Raw genomic sequence first — 21,005 nt, forward strand, 5'->3', positions numbered from 1 at the left:
TGTGATGTAGATCATTGGCTTGAAGAAAGGCGGCGGCGAATCGGTTAATTCGGATTAATGAGGGCAAACAACAGCCAATAAAAAACCCCGCATCAGCGGGGTTTTTCAGCAGGATCTTGATTACTGATCCTGTTCGGAAGTTCTGTCCATGTTCTCAGTATTTTCAAGCCACAGAGCATTGATGATACCGAAAGAGCAGGCGAGCAGTACGCCGAGGATCCAGGTGAAATACCACATACTAATCTTCTCCTTTATCAGTAAAGTGAAGTCTTGTTGTCTTCAATGTACTGACGGTTCAGACGGCCGTACATCTTGATGTAAGTCCAGATGGTGTAACCCAGTACGATAGGTACAAAAATAATCGCAGCCCAGGTCATCACTGTCAGGGTCATCTGGCTGGCAGTGGCATCCCACATGGTCAGGCTCACATTCGGCTCCAGCGAAGATGGCATCACGAATGGGAACATGGCGGCACCACAGGTCAGGATCACACCGGCAATAGCCAGCGAGCTGAACGCAAAGGCAAAGCCTGAACGGTTCATGCGGCTGAACAGTACCACCAGCAGAGGCATCGCCAGGCCCAGGATTGGGAACAGCATGGTGATGGGGTACTTGTCATAGTTAGCCAACCAGGCACCGGCAGCCAGCTCAACCGTCTTACCGGCTGGGTTGGATGCAGCAGCGGTATCAATCACAGAAGTGATTACATAACCGTCAATACCTTTCGCCATCCAGAATCCGGCCACCGCAAACAGAGCAACCAGCGCGATAGCAGTGATTTGAGCAGCCTTGGAAGCGCGGGCACGCAATTCACCTTCGGTTTTCATCTGCAGCCAGGTTGCGCCCTGCATCATAAACATAGACACAGACACCAGACCCGCCAGCAGACCGTAGGGGTTCAGCAGACCAAACAGATTACCTTCGTAGTAAGCACGCAGGTACTCATCGAAACGGAATGGTACGCCCTGCAGCAGGTTACCAAAGGCCACACCGATAATCAGTGGTGGCACGAAACTGCCGACAAACAGTGCCCAGTCCCAGGTCTTGCGCCATCTTGGATCTTCAATCTTGGAGCGGTAATCAAAGCCCACAGGACGCAGGAACAGCGCCAGCAGCACAATCACCATCGCCAGATAGAAGCCGGAGAAAGACACAGCGTAAACGGTTGGCCAGGCAGCAAACAACGCACCACCGGCAGTGATCAGCCACACCTGGTTGCCGTCCCAGTGAGGGGCAACCGTGTTGATCATCACGCGACGCTCGGTGTCATCCCGGCCCAGAATAGGCAGCAGCGCACCCACACCCATATCGAAGCCGTCGGTCACGGCGAAGCCGATAAACAGCACACCGACCAGGGCCCACCAGATAAATCTCAGGATTTCATAATCAAACATGGTATTCCCCTATTAAGCTTCCAGCTTCTCGAAGTGGTAACGTCCAGTCTTCAGACTGCTTGGGCCCAGGCGGGCAAACTTAACCATCAGGAAGATTTCCACTACCAACAGCACAGTGTAGAAGGCAGTAATAGTGAAGATACTGATCCAGATATCGGTCACAGACAGGCTGGACGCCGACATAAAGGTAGGCAGTACTTCAGAGATGGTCCATGGCTGACGACCGTACTCGGCAACGAACCAACCACATTCAATGGCGATCCATGGCAGCGGCAGGCTGTACAGCGCAGCTTTCAGCACCCATGGCTTCTCATCGATCTTGTGACGGGTGCTCTGCCAGAAGGCAGCAGCAAACACAAACAACATCACAAAGCCCAGACCCACCATGATACGGAAGCTGAAGAACAGCGGCGCAACAGAGGGAATAGAGCTGCGGGCAGCCGCTTTAATCTGCTCGTCCGTAGCATCAACAATCTTGGCAGTGTAAGGCTTCAGCAGCAGACCATAACCCAGATCAACCTTGGCGGCTTCAAACGCGGCACGCAGTTCAGGACTCTTGTCACCGGCGCGCAGTTTTTCCAGCATGGCATAAGCATCCATACCATTACGGATACGGGCTTCGTGCTCAGTCACCAGATCGCGAATACCGGTTACCTGCTCATCCAGCGAGCGGGTCGCGATGATACCCATGACGTATGGGATCTTAATGGCGTAATCGGTTTCCATGGTTTCATCGTTCGGGAAACCAAAGGCGGTGAATGCAGCTGGTGCTGGCTCAGTGTGCCACTCAGCTTCAATCGCAGCCAGTTTCACCTTCTGTACTTCACCGGTTTCGTAACCTGATTCGTCACCCAGTACGATAACAGACAGGATAGAAGCCATACCGAAGCTTGCCGCAATGGCAAAAGAACGACGGGCAAAAGGCAGATCACGCTTCTTCAGAATGTAGTAAGAGCTGATGGCCAGCACGAACATAGCGCCGGTCACATAACCTGATGCCACAGTGTGAACAAACTTCACCTGAGCAACCGGGTTGAACAGCACTTCGGCGAAGCTGGTCATTTCCATGCGCATGGTTTCATAGTTGAACACGCTACCCACAGGGTTTTGCATCCAACCATTGGCCACCAGAATCCACAATGCAGACAGGTTGGTGCCCAGGGCAACCAGCCAGGTTACTGCCAGGTGCTGACGCTTGCTGAAACGATCCCAGCCGAAGAAGAACATACCCACCATGGTGGATTCAAGGAAGAACGCCATCAAACCTTCGATGGCCAGCGGGGCGCCAAAAATATCACCCACATAATGGGAATAGTAAGACCAGTTGGTACCAAACTGGAATTCCATTGCCAGACCTGTTGTTACACCCAGGGCAAAGTTGATACCAAACAACTTGCCCCAGAACTTGGTCATGTCCTTATAAATCTGTTTATCCGTCATCACATACAGTGATTCCATGATAGCCAGCAGGAAGGCCATGCCCAAGGTGAGAGGAACAAACAGGAAGTGATACATCGCTGTCAGCGCGAACTGCAGGCGCGATAGCTCTACAACCTCTTCAACAATCATCAGTCTCTCCTTACTTGGAACTGGATGCCGACAACAAATGTCAGCGAGAACCTGTGTAAGTTGGTTAAATTTTCAATTTTGTTTACCTCAAATCGAGGTAAACATCCCTTTTTTTGTCAGTTTGCCAGATCGGCGGGGAATATCCCCCTAAAATAGTCATCTTCCCGCACGTTTGAGACATGGTTCACACTCTGTTGCAATTTAGCGATCGCCATCGTACAAAAAGCCAACCAAAATACTCACAAGCCAATATTTTCAATGAGTTACAAAAACATAAGCTTGTGCATTCCAGTCAAATTTATACCACTCGCATTTGATGCAAATCAATCTAACTCAAGGGTTTGACGCTATTTTGCGGCAAGCAACACAGTTCAGACACTAACATCATTGCCACCCACGGATAATTATGGTAGGGAACTAACACCAACCAAATCAAACATTGATTTTATAGGCACTCACCACAAATAATACCAAAAGCCTTCATAAAAACATGTTTTAACATTTAATATTCAATTTATCGCAATAAAAAGTTCATGCACATAAATCAAAATAAATACTAATAGCCAATAAAATCATTAAGTTAAAGTATTGCAAAGTAAATCGGCGACATAATTTCAATTAGTTTTACTTATGCGAATTTGCACTTTTTCTCGTTTGAACAATTTAACCGCGATCATTAACATGTGCCCCGTGTTAAGGAGACGCCTGATACACCCAGTCAAGCAGGATGGTGTGTCAACTCCGCGCACCTATCATCGAATTTGTGTGGAGATATTTGCTATGAAAAAATTTTTTGAACGTCTGGTTAACTCTTACAAACCTGTTTTTGTTGAACTTTTTAAATCAAGAGAGTTCTAATTCAGGTAAAGACAGTTTTACTATTCTTGAGTTTTGTTAGCGCAAAACGGGCCCGGTTACTGATAAAGCAACCGGGCTTTTTTCTGTCTTCAATACGGCACGCCTGCGCTCATTAAAATCCTATTTTTTTTGCAAACACACAACTACGAACACGTTAAACCAACATTTCATTTACTTTCGTATTTACTGATACTGCAGATTGCGGACACATCTGAGCTCACCCGCCACGTCAGAAAAACCCGAAGAAATTATGTCGCGCACTGGCACCTGTTTTGCGGCCCGCACATTTGCCGCACCTAATTCAGTTAATCTGGATATATTTAATAGATACGAGCAAAGTTATGTCTGCCTCAGAGATTTTTTTGCCATAAAAAAAGCAGCCCTAAGGCTGCTTTCTTCTATGGAATGGAAGCGACTGAATACGCGTCAATTACCCCAGGTTAACCCTGGCATTGCGGAACATGCGCATCCAGGGGCTGTCTTCACCCCACTCATCCGGATGCCAAGAGTTGGCCACCGTACGGAATACCCGCTCAGGATGCGGCATCATCAACGTGACCCGGCCATCCAGCGTGGTGATCCCGGTAATGCCGTTGGGCGAACCGTTGGGATTCAGCGGATACTGCTCAGCAATTTTGCCGTTGCCATCGACATAACGCAGCGACACAGTACCTGAGGCTTCCGCTGCTGCCAGTGCGCCACTGGAGGCAAACTCCGCCCGGCCCTCACCGTGGGACACAGCTATTGGCATACGCGAGCCAGCCATCCCTTCGAAGAACAGCGATGGGCTGGATTGCACCTCGACCAGCGAGAAGCGGGCTTCAAAGCGCTCTGAGCGGTTACGCACAAAGTGTGGCCAGTGCTCAGTACCCGGAATAATCGACTTCAGGTTGGACAGCATCTGGCAGCCGTTACAAACCCCCAGCGCGAAGCTGTCAGCACGCTGGAAGAAACGACTGAACTCTTCACGGGCCAGTTCGTTGAACAGAATTGACTTGGCCCAGCCTTCACCGGCGCCCAGCACATCACCGTAGGAGAAGCCACCGCAGGCGACCAGCCCCTGGAACTCCTCAAGGCTGATGCGACCGGACAGAATATCCGACATGTGCACATCGCGGCTCTCGAATCCGGCACGGTCAAATGCTGCCGCCATCTCCAGCTGAGAGTTCACCCCCTGCTCACGCAGGATCGCCATTTTGGGAGCCACGCCTTTGAGGATGTAAGGCGCGGCAATGTCATCACTTGGGTCAAAGCTGAGATCCACGGTTAAGCCGGGATTGTTGATATCCAGCTTGAGGTCGAACTCTTCTTTGGCGCACTCAGGATTATCACGCATGGCCTGCATGCGATAAGTGGTGTCAGACCACAGCTTGCGCAGTGCAACCAAAGACTCAGCCAGCACTTCACGCTCGCCGTCATACACAGACAGCTGCATATCATCAGCCAGATTGCCAATCAAATGACAGCTGACACCGACATCTTCGTATTGACGGATAATCTCCTGAGCATCGGCTGCGGAAATTTGCAGCACAGCGCCCAGCTCCTCATTGAACAGACGGGAAATATCATCCCCTTCAATGCCGCCCAGATTGATGTGCAGACCTGTGTTACCGGCAAACGCCATTTCCGCCAGGGTCGCCAGCAAACCACCATCACTGCGGTCGTGGTAAGCAATCACTTGCTTATCCGCCACCAACTGCTGGGTCACATTGAAGAAACCTTTGAGGTTTGCAGGCTTGTCCAGATCCGGCGTTGCATCGCCCAGCTCGCCGTAAACCTGTGCCAGGCAGGAGCCGCCCAGACGCTGCTTGCCATCGGCCAAGTCCACCAGCAGCAGTGCCGTGGCACCTTTGTCGCTGCGCAGCTCAGGGGTCACGGTATTGCGAATGTCACGCACCACACCAAAGGCGGAGATCACCAGCGACAATGGCGCAGTCACGCTCTTGTCTTCGCCGTTTTCCTGCCAGGCGGTCTTCATCGACATCGAGTCCTTGCCCACAGGAATCGTCAGACCCAATTCAGGACACAGCTCCTCACCCACGGCTTTTACCGCTTCATACAAACCTGCATCTTCACCCGGGTGACCGGCAGCCGCCATCCAGTTGGCAGACAGCTTAATGCGCTTCAAATCACCGATATCGGCGCCGGCAATATTCATAATGGACTCGGCCACCGCCATGCGGGCAGAGGCACCGAAATCCAGCAGCGCCAGCGGCGTGCGCTCACCCATGGACATGGCTTCACCGGCGTAGGAGTCGAAGCTGGCCGCAGTCACGGCGCAGTTGGCCACAGGAACCTGCCAGGGACCGACCATCTGATCCCGGTTTACCAAACCTGTGACCGTGCGGTCACCTATGGTGATTAGGAAGGTTTTGTCCGCCACTGTCGGCAGGCTCAATACCCGGGCAACCGCATCGTTAACATCTATTGTTGCGGTATCCAGTGCCTTGCCCTGGGCTTTGAGGGTCACAGCCTCACGGCTCATCTTGGGCGCTTTGCCCAGCAGCACTTCCAGCGGCAAGTCGATGGGCTGATTGTCGAAGTGCTTATCGTTTAGCAGCAGATGCTCCTCTTTGGTGGCCTCCCCCACTACCGCAAACGGCGCGCGCTCACGCTCACAGATGGCCGCAAAGGTATCCAGATCTTCAGCCGCCACCGACAGTACATAGCGCTCCTGCGACTCGTTACACCAGATCTCCAGCGGGCTCATGCCCGGCTCATCTGACAGCACATTGCGCAGCTCAAACTTACCACCGCGGCCACCATCACTAACCAGCTCAGGCAGCGCATTGGACAGGCCACCGGCACCCACATCGTGGATGAACTGTATCGGGTTGGCATCGCCCATTTGCCAGCAGCGGTCAATCACTTCCTGACAGCGACGCTCCATCTCAGGGTTTTCACGCTGCACAGAAGCGAAGTCCAAATCTTCACTGGACTGGCCAGATGCCATGGAAGAGGCTGCGCCGCCGCCAAGACCAATATTCATCGCCGGGCCCCCCAGTACAATCAGCTTGGCGCCAACGGTAATTTCACCTTTCTGTACATGGTCCTGACGGATATTACCCAGACCACCGGCGAGCATAATCGGCTTATGGTAGCCACGAACCTCCACGCCATTATGGCTGGCAACCTGCTGCTCATAGGTGCGGAAGTAACCCAACAGTGCCGGACGCCCAAATTCGTTGTTAAATGCTGCGCCGCCCAGTGGGCCATCCAGCATGATATCCAGTGCGGACACAATGCGCTCCGGCTTGCCGTAGTCCCCTTCCCAGGGCTGCACAAAGCCGGGGATCTTGAGGTTGGATACCGAGAAGCCTGTCAGGCCGGCTTTGGGCTTGGAGCCGCGACCGGTTGCACCTTCGTCACGGATTTCGCCACCGCTGCCGGTCGCAGCGCCCGGATAAGGACTGATCGCCGTTGGGTGGTTGTGGGTTTCCACCTTCATCAGCACATGCATTGGCTCTGTATGGTAACGGTAAACACCATCCGCATCCGGGAAGAATCGACCGGCAACCGAGCCTTCCATCACGGCCGCGTTGTCTTTATAGGCAGACAAGACGTGATCAGGCGTAGTTTCAAAGGTGTTTTTGATCATCTTGAACAGCGACTTTGGCTGAACTTCACCATCAATGGTCCAGTCGGCGTTGAAGATCTTGTGACGGCAGTGCTCAGAGTTGGCCTGAGCGAACATCATCAGCTCAATATCGTTGGGATTGCGGCCCAGACGCACGAAATTTTCCACCAGATAATCGATTTCATCTTCGGCCAGTGCCAGCCCCATTTCAGTATTGGCAGCAACCAGTGCGCGGCGACCTTCTCCCAGAATATTGACGCTGCGCAGCTTGCCTGGCTCTGTGTGGGCAAACAGCATCGCGGCCTGTGCAAAATCCTCCAGCACCACTTCCATCATACGGTCGTGGATAACTGCTTTAACGGCAGTTAACTGGGCAGCACTCAGCTCGCCTTCAATATAGTAAGCAATACCGCGCTCGAGGCGTTTGATTTTACCAAGACCACAGTTGTGGGCGATGTCGGTTGCTTTGGAAGACCAGGGGGAAATGGTGCCGGGGCGGGGAGTGACGAAGAACAGCGTGCCTTGGGGGGCGTGAGTGTCCATGGCTGGACCGTAGGTGAGGATTTGGCTGAGCTGCAAAGACTCCCTGTCATCCAGTGGCTCACTCAAGTCGGCCAAATGGACATATTCGGCATAAATCTGACTGACCGGAAGGGACTCACTGCTGAATGCTGCAAGCAGTTTCTGCACCCGGAATGTCGACAGTGCAGGGGCTCCGCGGATGATCTCCATCACGTCTTTTCACCTTTTTATTTTTTCGTGATACCCAGACAGGAGCAAAGCTATCGCGCCATGAAAACCCGGGGGCAAGCCCGTATTTTGCCGCTGTTCTCTGCATCTTCCGACAGCCTGGGTATACAGGGTAAGAGGAGGCGGTATTATAGGAAAAAGTGGCTCACAAATCATCAAATTGACTTGGAGAAACGAGGCGGATTTGTGCTATAAACACGCCTCGCCGCCGAAAACATTTTCCCTGTTATCAAACGATAGATTCTCCGGGGCCAAAACCCGGGAGATACCATTCGGCTTATTGCTTTTTTCAATCGCTGTCGCAATATTGTTCACTATGACATTTAAACGCCTGTTGGCGGCTTTGTTGTTCCTGCCTTTGCTGTCAGGCTGCGAACCAGAGCCGGTTGAGCCTCCGCCCCCGACCGAACGCAGTGTACTGCGGGTGGGGACGCTTTACGGCCCGCAAATCTATGTCAGTACCGGTCAGGGACTCAGCGGCTTTGACTATGAACTGGCCGAGAAATTTGCCCGGTATCTGGATAAACCCCTGAAGATGATGCCCTACGCCTCTATCGGTGAGTTGTACCAGGCGCTCGAGCGGGACGACATCGATATCATTGCTGCTGGCCTGACCGACACACCAGCCCGTCGTCAGCAATTCCGTCTAGGGCCACCTTTATATGAGGTGGACCAGGTACTGGTATATAAAGAAGGTAACAAACCTCAGGATGACCTGAATCAGCTGGGCAACGGTTTGACCGTGCTGGCCGACTCCGCTTTTGTCGATACCCTCACCCAGCTTAAACAACAGTACCCGAACCTCAACTGGCAACAGGTCGTCGACAAAGACGGTGAAGAATTGCTGGAAATGGTGGCCAACGGTGACATCCCCTATACCGTTGCTGACTCCTCGTCGCTGCAGATCAACCGCCGCTTTCTGCCTGAGTTGCGTGTCGCTCAGGTGCTGGAAGATAACCAGAGTGTCGTTTGGCTGTTGTCCCCCTTTCACTCGGACAAATTAATGAGTCAATTGCTGGCGTTCTGGGACACAGAAAGACGTAACGGTACCCTTGAAGAGTTAAACGAAAAGTACTTTGGCCACGTACAGCGCTTTGACTATGTCGATACCCGCGCCTTTATCCGGGCGGTGGACAGCAAATTACCCAAATACCGTCCCTGGTTTGAGGAACATGCCGGCGATCTGGACTGGCGCAAATTGGCCGCGACCGCCTATCAGGAATCCCATTGGAACCCCCATGCTCGCTCACCCACCGGGGTACGCGGCATGATGATGCTGACCCTGCCCACCGCCAAACAAATGGGTATCAGCAATCGTCTGGATCCTGAGCAAAGTATCCGGGGCGGCGCCAAGTACCTGAGTAATATCCTCAGCCGTTTGCCTGACTCGATTCCAGAAGATCAGCGCATGTGGTTTGCGCTGGCGTCATACAATATTGGTATGGGGCACGTGGAAGATGCCCGCAAACTGGCACAGTCCATGGGGCTCAACCCCAGCAGCTGGGGCGATGTAAAACAGGTGCTGCCGCTGCTGCAAAAGCGCAAACATTACAGCAAAACCCGCTACGGCTACGCCAGAGGCAGCGAAGCGGCGCATTATGTGGACAATATCCGCCGCTACTACGACACCCTGGTATGGCTCGACAACCAGGCGCAAACAGTTGCATCGGCTCCGCCACCTCAGGAAACGGAAAGTGTGAGCCTGGATGCAGCGTCTGCCGCGCCGCCGCAATAATCCCGGCGGCACGTCACAACACGTTGAATAAATGACAAATTCGCTGTGCTTCATCTTTTCTTAATCAGGGATTGTGATAATGTGATTCTGAAGGACGAACGGTATATCTCTGTTTTTTCGGGCACTTACGCCCCTGAGGATAACCGCATTAGGAGGAAGAAGTATGAAAAGAAGAATTATCAATAACGCCGCACGCCGCCGCACCATGCAGAAAGCCCGTCATCAACGGATATTGCACCGCCAAAAGCTGTTTTTCACCTTTATTCAGCAACAAGCAGTCTGAGAATTAGTCCTTTCCCGTCGATGCTGCTTGTCTGGCCGCCTGCTTCAGCGCTTTTTTCTCCGCTCTGCGCCGCTTGAAAAAATTGCTGAGCAGCGCCGCACACTCCTCTTCCAGCACGCCTGCGGTGACGTCCAGCTGATGATTGAATGCCGGGTGACCAAGCAGATCCACGACAGATCCCGCGGCGCCGGTTTTCAGATCCCTGGCACCAAATACCACACGTTTAAGGCGACTGTGAACCATGGCGCCAGCGCACATGGCGCAGGGCTCAAGAGTCACATACAAAGTAGTGTCCAGCATACGGTAGTTTTCCAGCACCTTACCCGCCTGTCGCAAACACTGCATCTCAGCATGGGCACTGGGATCATGCAGGCCGATACTGTAATTGAATCCTGCAGCCAACAGCTCATTGTCTTTCACCAGCACGGCGCCGACCGGTACCTCTCCCAGAGCCTCAGCCTTGGCAGCCATCTCCAGAGCCACCGCCATCCAATGTTTATCCTGCTGTGCTTGATCCACCTGTTACCTCTTTTGGCACAAATATCCTGTTGATTTCGATCCGCCGACATCAACATCACTGTAAGGTCGCGAAGTATAGCAAGTCATCACGGCATGCCTCCAGCAACTGACTGGATAAAAGCTTGATGGGCTCTCCCACCATTGAGGCCCCCGGAGTATCAGGCTCAGGTAAAGGCGCCTGTATGCTGCCGTTGAACAGTGGCCGGTTCAAACTTTCGTGCCACCCGACGGGTTTCATCTAAACTTATCAAATGACACCCAATTCCGCCCCACTGACTTATCTGCGCTGGCCCGCATTGATTGCGGCGCTAACGGTTATCTTCTGGCTTTGGCTGTTGGCAGACCACGCCCTGCTGCAACCGGACAGCTGGTCACTGCTGATACTGGATAGTCTGCCTTTACTGATTTGGTCAGGATTATTGGTGACAGCCATCAGAGTAGACACCCCGGATGTACGGTTTTCGCTGGTACTTGGGCTGTCACTGCTGTATCTGGCGGCTTTGATAACCAGCGGACGGCACTTTATTCCGATACCGGCAGCGCTCAGCTATTTAGCCGCGATATTGCAGGCCGCAGGCAGCATCACGCTGGCCCTTGGAATGTTCAAACTTATCAAGCAATTGACTGAGCACAGTCAACTGTTAAGTGCGTTGGCCAGTGCCAATCCACTGGCCAGTCTCGCCAACAGCCGTAACACAGCTCAGCCCCGTTCAACTGCGGGTCTGGAACGTAAGGCGGCATTGCTGGTCATCGGCATCGATGATTTTGCACTGCTTAAAACCGCCCGGGGCCAGGTTTGTTGCGACTTCCAGCTCATCAAACTGGCTGAGCTGATTGCCAATCTTATCCGTAAACAGGACAGAGTCGTCCGCTGGGGCGGCGAGGAATTTATCATCGAGCTTGGCGGCGCCGATTTGAATACTGCCAGAGTAAAAGCCGAGCATCTGAGAATGACCATCGCCGAATACCCGTTTTACTTTGCCGGGCAACCGCTCAGGATAACGGTAAGTATTGGTATCGCACAATACGATGGTATGCTGGCCAACCGCAAACTGGCTTTATTGGCTGCCAAAACCACTATGGGTCAGGCTGCGCGCCAGGGGGGCAACCGGGTACAGGTACATCAGAGTGCTTCTGATCCGCTCAACGAGTCTGCAACCACTCAATCAAACCTGAGTTCATCACACTCCTCGGGCAGCAAACCCCACTGAACACCCACATCGAAAAAACAAAAAGCGGACACAAGGTCCGCTTTTTCTATTTATTCAGGGATTATTCCCACTCAATGGTCGCCGGTGGCTTACCAGAGATGTCATACACCACGCGGGAAATACCATCCACTTCGTTGATGATGCGGTTGGATACCCGACCCAGGAAGTCGTATGGCAGGTGTGCCCAGTGAGCGGTCATAAAGTCGATGGTTTCCACCGCACGCAGGGATACCACCCAGTCGTACTTACGGCCATCGCCCATTACGCCTACAGAACGAACTGGCAGGAACACGGTGAATGCCTGAGATACCTTGTTGTACAGATCCGCTTTATGCAGCTCTTCAATGAAGATAGCATCGGCACGGCGCAGCAGGTCACAGTACTCTTTCTTCACTTCGCCAAGAACGCGCACGCCCAGACCAGGCCCCGGGAACGGATGACGGTACAGCATGTCATAAGGCAGACCCAACTCCAGACCAATCTTGCGCACTTCGTCTTTGAACAGTTCGCGCAGTGGTTCAACCAGACCCAGCTCCATATCTTCAGGCAGACCGCCTACGTTGTGGTGCGACTTGATCACATGAGCCTTGCCGGTGGCAGAGCCTGCTGATTCAATCACATCCGGGTAGATGGTGCCCTGTGCCAGCCACTTGGCATTGACGCGTCTGGAGGCCTCTTCATCGAAGATTTCCACAAACACGCGACCAATGATCTTACGCTTGGCCTCCGGATCGTTTTCGCCTTTCAGCGCTTCCAGGAAACGGTCTTCCGCATCCACATGGATGATGTTCAGGCCGAAGTGATTGCCAAACATATCCATCACCTGCTGCGCTTCATTCAAACGCAGCAGACCATTATCCACAAATACGCAGGTCAGCTTGTCGCCAATGGCACGGTGCAGCAGCATGGCGGTCACGGAAGAATCCACACCACCGGACAGACCGAGGATCACTTCCTGATCGCCCACCTGCTTTTTAATACGCTCAACCGCATCTTCAATGATGGAAGCAGGCTGCCACTTGGCCTCACAGCCACAGATGGTCAGAGTGAAATGCTCCAGCATACGCAGGCCCTGACGGGTGTGAGTCACTTCAGGGTGGAACTGCACGCCGTAGAATTGCTTCTCTTCGTTGGCCATCACCGCAAATGGACAGGTTTCAGTCTGGGCAACCTGCACAAATCCCGGCGGGATCTCGGCAACTTTGTCACCGTGGCTCATCCATACGTCCAACAGTGGATTACCGGCATCGCTGATACCGTCTTCGATGCAGCTTAGCAGCGCACACTGAGCCAGCACTTCTACCTGTGCATAGCCGAATTCACCTTCACCCACGCCTTTAATCACTTTACCGCCCAGTTGCTCAGACATGGTTTGCATGCCATAGCAGATACCCAGTACAGGTACACCGGCGTTAAACACATACTCAGGAGCCCGTGGAGAACCGGCTTCGGTCACACTCTCGGGACCACCGGCCAGAATGATACCGTTGGGAGCAAATTCACGGATTTGCGCTTCGGTTACATCCCATGCCCACAGCTCGCAGTACACACCGATTTCGCGGATACGACGGGCGATCAGCTGGGTGTACTGAGAGCCGAAGTCAAGGATGAGTATCTTGTGCTCATGAATGTCGTTCATGGAAAACCTTCATCAATATTTATCAACGCCCTTTACAGGCTTTTCTAATAAGGGCGACCGAGGTCGCCCGACAGACAGCTGCAGCGAAGGTACAAGCCCTGCGCACAGCTCTCCTGAATCATTAACCACGGCTGCGATAGTTTGGTGCCTCTTTGGTGATGGTCACATCGTGCACGTGTGATTCACCCATACCCGCCGCAGTCACCTTCACAAACTCAGCCTTGGTGTTCAATTCTTCAATGGTGGCACAGCCGGTCAACCCCATACAGGAGCGCAGGCCGCCCATGTGCTGGTGAATGATCTCTTTCAGCTTGCCTTTGTAAGGTACGCGGCCTTCGATACCCTCAGGTACCAGTTTGTCGGCAGCATTGTCGGTCTGGAAATAGCGATCTGAAGAACCCTGAGACATAGCGCCCAGAGAACCCATACCGCGGTATGATTTGTAAGCACGACCCTGATACAGTTCAACTTCACCCGGGGCTTCGTCAGTACCGGCGAACATGGAACCGGCCATGATACAGGAGGCACCGGCAGCCAGTGCTTTGGCCAGGTCGCCGGAGTAACGGATACCACCATCGGCGATAACCGGAATACCTTTGCCCTGCAGCGCTTCAACTGCATCAGAAACCGCAGTGATCTGAGGCACACCCACACCGGTTACGATACGGGTAGTACAGATGGAACCAGGGCCAATACCCACTTTCACGGCGTTAACACCGGCATCAACCAGCGCCAGTGCGCCTTCGGCAGTGGCCACGTTACCGCCGATGATTTGCAGTTCAGGATATTTGGCGCGGGTGTCGCGAATACGCTGCAGCACGCCTTCAGAGTGACCGTGAGAAGAATCGATCAGCAGTACGTCAACACCGGCTTTCACCAGCGCATCAACACGCTCTTCGTTACCTGGACCGGCACCCACAGCCGCGCCTACACGCAGACGACCGAACTCGTCTTTACAGGCATTAGGCTTACGCTCAGCTTTCTCAAAGTCTTTAACAGTGATAAGACCGGTCAGCTTGAAGCTGTCATTAACCACCAGAATCTTCTCGATACGGTTGGCGTGCATCAGACGCTGAACTTCTTCACGGGCGGTACCTTCCTGTACTGTCACCAGACGGCTTTTTGGCGTCATCACTTCAGCAACCGTTTTGCTCCAGTCGGTGATAAAACGCACATCACGACCTGTGATGATCCCTACCAGCTCATTGGCTTCATTCACGACCGGATAACCGGCAAAACCATTCCTGGCAGTCAGTTCACGCAGCTGTGCCAGGGTAGTTTCCGGGGTCACAGTCACAGGCTGCGCCACCACACCGGCTTCGTAGATTTTCACGCGGCGAACTTCTTCGGCCTGCTGCTCAATACTCATATTCTTGTGAATAAAACCCAGACCGCCTTCCTGCGCCATGGCAATAGCCAGACGAGCCTCGGTCACAGTATCCATTGCGGCAGAGATCAGTGGAATATTCAGGCTGATTTTGTCAGTCAGACGGGTCTTGAGATTGGCAGTGTTAGGGAGAACAGTGGAATGAGCAGGGACGAGCAGAACATCGTCAAAGGTAAGGGCTTCTTTTTTCAATCGTAGCATGGCAACATCTCCCCATTTACATGGATTTCGAAGGTGAAATATTGCGGCGGCATTATACCTTGCGTCTTCCACTTGGTAAATGGAAAATTGTAAAAATCGGACGTTTTCGCTGGAAAGGCCATGCAACTCCCTAAAAACACTGTTTATACTGTCTCCCGTTTAAATGGCGAAGTCCGTCAATTACTGGAGGGCCAACTGGGCAAAATTTGGCTCAATGGTGAAATTTCCAACTTCTCGGCACCGGGTTCAGGACACTGGTACCTGACACTCAAGGACAGCCACTCGCAAATTCGCTGCGCCATGTTCAAAGGGCGCAATCAGTCGGTGACCTTTCGCCCCGCCAATGGTCAGCAGGTGCTGGTTCGCGGCGCCATCAGTGTGTATGAGCCCAGAGGCGACTATCAACTGCTGATCGAATCCATGCTGCCTGCCGGCGATGGCCTGCTGGCTCAGCAATATGAAGCCCTCAAGATGCAACTGGCGGCTCAGGGCCTGTTTGCCCAGGACACTAAAAGGCCTCTGCCAGAAAATATTCGTCGTATTGGCGTCATCACCTCCCCCACCGGCGCTGCCATCCGTGATGTGCTGCACGTGCTTGAGCGGCGCGATCCCTCCATCGAAGTCATCATCTATCCGGCTCAGGTACAGGGAGAGGCTGCCACTCAAACCATTATTCAGGCGCTGGATATCGCCAACCGGCGGCTGGAGGTCGATGTGCTGCTGCTGACCCGGGGCGGCGGCTCGCTGGAAGATCTCTGGTGTTTCAACGCCGAATCCCTGGCTCATGCCATCTATAATTCGGCGCTGCCAGTGGTCAGTGCCGTTGGTCATGAAGTGGATACCACCATCGCCGATTATGTCGCCGATGTACGCGCGCCGACGCCCTCAGCCGGCGCTGAACTGCTATCCAATGACAAAGGCAACAAACTGCAGAAGCTGGCGGTCGCTGCCAGTCGAGTGCAAACCGGCTGGCAGCATTACCAGCTCAAGTCAGAGCGGCGTCTGAGCCTGCTGCAGCACAGACTGTCACAGCAGGATCCGGTTCATGCGCTGCAGCAACTGACCCAAAGATTTGACGAGATGCAGTTGCGCCTTGAAAGCACGCTGGCAAGACGACTGTCACAGCTGTCTCTCAGGCAGCAGAAATTGTCAGGCAGACTGGAGCAGCAATCCCCCAGACACAGACTGGATACCAGTCAAAGCCGTCTTGGCTACCTGAGCAAGAGCCTGAATGAGGCCATGCACTATCGGCTGGAGAAAGCGACGGAAAAGCTGCAGCATCAGGCCGGAGTGCTGGGCAGTGTCAGCCCGCTGGCCACATTGAGCCGAGGCTACAGTATTACCTCGGATGCTCAGGGTCAGGTGCTCACCAGGGCCACTGATGTGCAGCCGGGCGATACGCTGATAAGCCGCCTGGAGCAGGGCAAAGTCCACTCAACCGTGATCGATATCATCCTTGATGTGGAGCCAGCCGGCTGACACCCGGATATCAGGGCATGGATTACAGGACATGGGTAGCCGCTCGCGGCCCCAGAGCACCAGGTCGCACTGCTCACACGGACAGGAAAAACCCGGGCAACACTGGCCCGGGTCCTTTTTATCCATCCCCGCTCACGGTGAGAAATTAAAGATTGGCTTTGATTTCGCGCAAATAGCGGTAGATGGAATGCACTGAAATATCCAGCCGGGTAGCCGCCACCTGGGCGCTGTCTTTCAGCTCGAAAATACCGAGCTCATAAAGCTGCGTGACAATTTCCCGGCTCTTTTTCGACTGGGGAATATCACTGTTACCCCGCACATCGGCGGCCACACCATCTATGGTAGAGTGCAGAGCTTCGTCGATATTGCGGGCAAAAACTTCAGGAGATTGAGTCACTTCAGGACTGACCATGCTGTCAGGCATCATGCTTCTGAGTACCGACTGCAAGGGCGCATCCATATCTGAATTGATACACAAAAGGCCTATGGCTCGGTTCTGGCCATTGCGGATCACAGTCGTGGTCGAGCGCAGGGTTTTGCCGTTGGCACACTTGGTCAGATAAGAGGCTGACACGTCCTGCCCGGTTTTCAGTTTCAGCATCGCCAGATTGGTAATAGGCGCACCGACACTGCGACCGGTAATATGGCCGTTGGCAATTTTAACCACTGAAGGGTCACGGACATCCAGGCTGTGCAGCACGACTTCCGTATGTTCGCCGTACATAGCAGCAATACCATCGACAACATTTTCCATCGCCTTGAGGATGTCAAAATCACTCTGGCTCAGTTCCTGCAGTTTCACTTAATCTCCTTTGTGTTCCGGCCCGGGATACCGTTAACCGGTATCCGCTCAGATATCAGGCCGACATAATATTGATAATGGTACTGTCGGTCGAGGACATACCATGGCTGACCATCTGACCTATGTTGCGGATGGTTTGCTCCACGTCCCGGGCAATAATGCCCTGACCAGAAACCGACTGACAATTCAGCGCCATCAGAAATGCTCTTACTGCGGCGCAGGAAGAGGTACTGACCTTCATGGCACAGGACGCTTTGGCGCCATCGCACACCATGCCAGAACTGTCGCTGATCACATTCTGAATGGCGTAGCAGGACTGCTCAAAGCTGCCTCCGGCCAGATACACCATCGCCATTGAGGCGGCAGCGCTGGTCACGGTATTGCCGCAGAAGGCAGACAGCGGTGGATAGTGGGACTTGATATAAATAGCGCCAAGGTGGCTCATAATCAGTGCCCGGGCCAGCTTTTCATCATCACACTGATAGCGCTGGGCAGTGATGACCACTGGAATAGTCGCGGCGATCCCCTGGTTGCCGGAGCCAAAGTTGCTCATGGCCGGCAAGGTCGCGCCCCCCATACGGGCGTCAGAGGCGGCAGCGGTCCACATTACAATCTTGTTCAGCAGATCCTCAGACAGCATGCCTTCATCGATGCTCTTTCTCATGGTACGTCCAACTTCCAGCCCGTAGGCGCGCGTCATGCCCTCGTCAGACAAGCGAAGATTAAGCTCGGACGCCTTGAGAATGAATTGGATATGCTCAAATTCTACCTGTGTGGCAAAGTCATAAATGGCGGCGATACTGATATCCACGCCGTCGCAAATGGAGCCGGTTGCCGCTTTGGCATCGGATGCCTGAGCAAACAGCACCTCACCATCCAGGCGTTTTTCCACCACCAGCGTATGACCACCGCTGATGCGTACCAGCGCCTCATGACCATTGCTGCGGGCAATCACGCAACAATAGATAAATTCATCGGTATCAGTACGTTTCACCGACACATGACCGGCGTCAATCATCATCTGAGCCTGAGCGACCTGCTCAGGTGTGATACAGGCCAGCACTTCCAGCCCGGCCTCACAGTCGCCGCCGATAGCCCCGGCCGCTGCGGCAATCGCCAGACCTATCTTACCTGTGCCCGGAACAAACACGCCCATGGAGTTTTTATACAGGTTGTCGGATACCTGCACTTCCAGCGACTCGGGAACTGTCCCCAAAGTTGCAGCCGCCACGGCTGATGCATACGCTGCAGCGATAGGCTCGGTGCAACCCAGAGCGGGTTTGACCACCTGATTAATGATATCGATATATTGCTGCCATTCCTGTTTCATTCAATTCGCCTCTGTGCAGATACCTGGCTTACCCCTGCCCCAACACAGGTACACAACTGAGACCTTGTTGCAGGCGGGGCAATGCATGATACTCCCTGGTTGCTGACGCGTCCGGATATCATCTGTGCATCTTCTTATAAGCCACTAAAACTATGTGAATTATGCCTTGTGAGCAATCGCTTCAACTTCGATTCTGACGCCCATGGGCAGGTCCTTCACGGCAAAACAACTGCGGGCAGGACAATCTGACTTAAAGAATTCTTTGTAAACTTCGTTAAATGCCGCGAATTCAGTGATATCCGCCAGATAGCAAGTGGTTTTCAGCACAGTGTCCAGGCTTGCACCGCCCTCCTCCAGCACATATTGCAGATTCAGCAGCGACTGGCGGGATTGCTCGCTGATCCCGCCGTCCACTACCCGTCCCAGCTCACGACATACAGGCAGCTGGCCTGAGGTAAACACCAGATCACCATAGCGGGTGCCGTGGGAATATGGACCAATCGCTTCCGGCGCTTTGACAGCATTAATTGTTTGCTTCATGACAAACCCCATTTTTGCAAAAAAAGTTTCATACAGACTCACGTTTGATGTGCAATATTATTTGCAAATATGGATTTTTTTGCAACTGAATTTTAGTAAAAAACAACTACCAGAGGTCAGTAGTCGATAAAAATACCGATACGCAATGCATTTGTGAGCCTGATCCCGCTCTGAAGATCTTCAACGTGATTTTGATTGTGACCGCCAAAACACTCAAATATATTTGCAAAAAAAACCGAGCAATAATTACTAATTAATTATCTTCATAATTTAAGGTTGATGCATGAAAGCCGAAGTAACTGCAACAGAATGGATAGGTGTAGACCGCTCAGACAATGCCGCCTGGAAAGAAGCGACCCGCTTCGACAGCACTGACTGGGGATGGATCATTATGAGCATTGGTATGGCCATCGGCGCCGGGATTGTGTTCCTGCCGGTTCAGGTCGGACTGATGGGGCTGTGGGTATTTTTGTTGTCTGCTGTCATCGGCTATCCCGCCATGTATATGTTCCAGCGCCTGTTCATCAACACCCTGGCGGAATCCAAAAAATGTCAGGATTATCCCAGCGTGATTTCCGGCTATCTGGGTAAGAACTGGGGTATGTTCCTGGGGTTGCTTTACTTTGTCATGCTGGTGATCTGGGTATTCGTTTACTCAACCGCGATTACCAATGACAGCGCCTCGTTCCTGCAAAGTTTCGGCGTCACCCAGGAGTTACTGTCTGAAAATCCCTTCTATGGTCTGGCACTGATCTGCCTGTTGGTGGCACTGGCTTCCCGGGGTGAGAATCTGCTGTTTAAGATTTCTACCCTGATGGTGCTGACCAAGCTGGGCGTGGTAGCCATGCTGGGGCTGATGATGGTCGACAAATGGGATGCCAGCAACATAGGTACCATTCCCCAGACCGGCGACTGGATTAAAGACGCGATTGTGATGCTGCCATTCACCCTGACCTCAATCCTGTTTATTCAGAGTCTGAGTCCCATGGTGATTTCCTATCGCAGCCGCGAAAAATCCATTGAGGTTGCCCGTTTCAAAGCCATGCGCGCCATGAATATCGCTTTCGGCATCCTGTTTGTGGTGGTGTTCTTCTACGCCGTATCCTTTACTCTGGCCATGGGTCATGAACAGGCGGTAAGAGCCTCAGAAGAGAATATCTCAGCCCTGGCGATGGTGGCTCAGGGTGTTCCAGGCCAGACCCTTAAACTGCTCAGTCTGACACTGAATATCTTTGCGGTAATGACGGCTTACTTCGGCGTTTATCTGGGGTTTCGCGAAGCCTGCCAGGGTATCACCATGAACGTGCTGCGCCGCTTCCTGCCTGAAGAGCGCATCAATGCCAAAAAAGTGGGCTACGGCATCATGCTGTTCACCATCCTGCTATCCTGGAGCGCAATTGTACTGAATGCCCCGGTACTGAGCTTCACCTCTATCTGCAGCCCGATTTTCGGTATGGTGGGCTGCCTGATCCCGGCCTATCTGGTGTATCAGGTCCCTGCCCTGCATAAGTATAAAGGTGCCGGTCTGTACGTAATTATCGCCACCGGCCTGCTGTTGTGCGTGTCGCCTTTCCTGGCTTTCAGCTAAGTTTCAGTCAAGTTGAATACCAAGGCTCCCTCGCGGAGCCTTTTGCGTAAAAGGACCTGCCTGGTTCCATCGTAAATACACTTGCTCCTTTTTCAGCTTATACCAGATTCAAGGCGCATTGATTGACTAAAGGTGGCTCCCTT

Annotated in this window: 14 protein-coding genes; 4 read left to right on the top strand and 10 right to left on the bottom strand. The window is 53.0% G+C overall.

What is annotated here, in order from left to right; translation table 11 throughout:
- Window positions 1–120 precede the first annotated feature (120 nt).
- The 4 genes from cydX to purL all read right to left on the bottom strand — a co-directional run bounded on the left by cydX (window position 121) and on the right by purL (window position 8,130).
- Window positions 121–237, bottom strand: coding sequence for a cytochrome bd-I oxidase subunit CydX (gene cydX / locus ACRRUX_RS09480; RefSeq protein WP_432529550.1), 117 nt, complete (start codon window positions 235–237; stop codon window positions 121–123).
- Between the two features lie 17 nt (window positions 238–254).
- Window positions 255–1,394 carry a cytochrome d ubiquinol oxidase subunit II gene (gene cydB / locus ACRRUX_RS09485; protein WP_432529552.1) on the bottom strand — a complete coding sequence of 380 codons (1,140 nt, stop codon included), beginning with the start codon at window positions 1,392–1,394 and terminating at the stop codon, window positions 255–257.
- 12 nt (window positions 1,395–1,406) lie between these two features.
- Window positions 1,407–2,963 carry a cytochrome ubiquinol oxidase subunit I gene (locus ACRRUX_RS09490; protein ID WP_432529554.1) on the bottom strand — a complete coding sequence of 519 codons (1,557 nt, stop codon included), beginning with the start codon at window positions 2,961–2,963 and terminating at the stop codon, window positions 1,407–1,409.
- 1,288 nt (window positions 2,964–4,251) lie between these two features.
- Window positions 4,252–8,130, bottom strand: coding sequence for a phosphoribosylformylglycinamidine synthase (gene purL / locus ACRRUX_RS09495; RefSeq protein WP_432529682.1), 3,879 nt, complete (start codon window positions 8,128–8,130; stop codon window positions 4,252–4,254).
- A 334-nt stretch (window positions 8,131–8,464) separates the two neighbouring features.
- On the opposite strand from purL, the gene mltF reads away from it, so the two are divergent.
- The gene (gene mltF, locus ACRRUX_RS09500) at window positions 8,465–9,883 is read left to right on the top strand and encodes a membrane-bound lytic murein transglycosylase MltF (protein ID WP_432529556.1); all 1,419 of its coding nucleotides are present in this window, start codon (window positions 8,465–8,467) and stop codon (window positions 9,881–9,883) included.
- Window positions 9,884–10,169: 286 nt separating this feature from the next.
- Here the strand turns inward: mltF and tadA are convergent, their stop codons facing one another.
- Window positions 10,170–10,685: a tRNA adenosine(34) deaminase TadA gene (tadA, locus tag ACRRUX_RS09505; protein WP_432529558.1), complete on the bottom strand. Its 516-nt coding sequence runs from the start codon at window positions 10,683–10,685 to the stop codon at window positions 10,170–10,172.
- 251 nt (window positions 10,686–10,936) lie between these two features.
- Here tadA and ACRRUX_RS09510 point away from each other — a divergent pair, with 251 nt between their 5' ends.
- Entirely contained in the window at window positions 10,937–11,896 is a 960-nt protein-coding gene (locus ACRRUX_RS09510) for a GGDEF domain-containing protein (RefSeq protein ID WP_432529560.1), read from the top strand.
- A 61-nt stretch (window positions 11,897–11,957) separates the two neighbouring features.
- Here the strand turns inward: ACRRUX_RS09510 and guaA are convergent, their stop codons facing one another.
- Together guaA and guaB are read right to left on the bottom strand one after the other, a co-directional pair.
- Window positions 11,958–13,535 (bottom strand): glutamine-hydrolyzing GMP synthase, encoded by a 1,578-nt coding sequence (gene guaA / locus ACRRUX_RS09515; protein WP_432529562.1) that lies wholly within the window; start codon window positions 13,533–13,535, stop codon window positions 11,958–11,960.
- A gap of 121 nt (window positions 13,536–13,656) precedes the next feature.
- Window positions 13,657–15,123 carry an IMP dehydrogenase gene (gene guaB / locus ACRRUX_RS09520; RefSeq protein ID WP_432529564.1) on the bottom strand — a complete coding sequence of 489 codons (1,467 nt, stop codon included), beginning with the start codon at window positions 15,121–15,123 and terminating at the stop codon, window positions 13,657–13,659.
- 120 nt (window positions 15,124–15,243) lie between these two features.
- Between guaB and xseA the strand changes: the two genes are divergently transcribed.
- Window positions 15,244–16,602 carry an exodeoxyribonuclease VII large subunit gene (xseA, locus tag ACRRUX_RS09525; protein WP_432529566.1) on the top strand — a complete coding sequence of 453 codons (1,359 nt, stop codon included), beginning with the start codon at window positions 15,244–15,246 and terminating at the stop codon, window positions 16,600–16,602.
- 145 nt (window positions 16,603–16,747) lie between these two features.
- Here xseA and ACRRUX_RS09530 read toward each other — a convergent pair whose 3' ends face one another.
- The 3 genes from ACRRUX_RS09530 to ACRRUX_RS09540 all read right to left on the bottom strand — a co-directional run bounded on the left by ACRRUX_RS09530 (window position 16,748) and on the right by ACRRUX_RS09540 (window position 19,274).
- Window positions 16,748–17,404 (bottom strand): helix-turn-helix transcriptional regulator, encoded by a 657-nt coding sequence (locus ACRRUX_RS09530; RefSeq protein ID WP_432529569.1) that lies wholly within the window; start codon window positions 17,402–17,404, stop codon window positions 16,748–16,750.
- 55 nt (window positions 17,405–17,459) lie between these two features.
- On the bottom strand, window positions 17,460–18,734 hold the full coding sequence (locus ACRRUX_RS09535) for a serine dehydratase subunit alpha family protein (RefSeq protein WP_432529571.1): 1,275 nt from the start codon (window positions 18,732–18,734) through the stop codon (window positions 17,460–17,462).
- Window positions 18,735–18,893: 159 nt separating this feature from the next.
- Window positions 18,894–19,274 (bottom strand): Rid family detoxifying hydrolase, encoded by a 381-nt coding sequence (locus tag ACRRUX_RS09540; RefSeq protein ID WP_432529573.1) that lies wholly within the window; start codon window positions 19,272–19,274, stop codon window positions 18,894–18,896.
- A gap of 283 nt (window positions 19,275–19,557) precedes the next feature.
- On the opposite strand from ACRRUX_RS09540, the gene ACRRUX_RS09545 reads away from it, so the two are divergent.
- A complete protein-coding gene (locus tag ACRRUX_RS09545; protein WP_432529575.1) occupies window positions 19,558–20,862 on the top strand; it encodes a hypothetical protein in 1,305 nt (434 codons plus the stop codon).
- Window positions 20,863–21,005 lie beyond the last annotated feature (143 nt).

It is taken from the genome of Shewanella sp. GXUN23E (assembly GCF_050865035.1).
Taxonomy (GTDB): domain Bacteria; phylum Pseudomonadota; class Gammaproteobacteria; order Enterobacterales; family Shewanellaceae; genus Shewanella.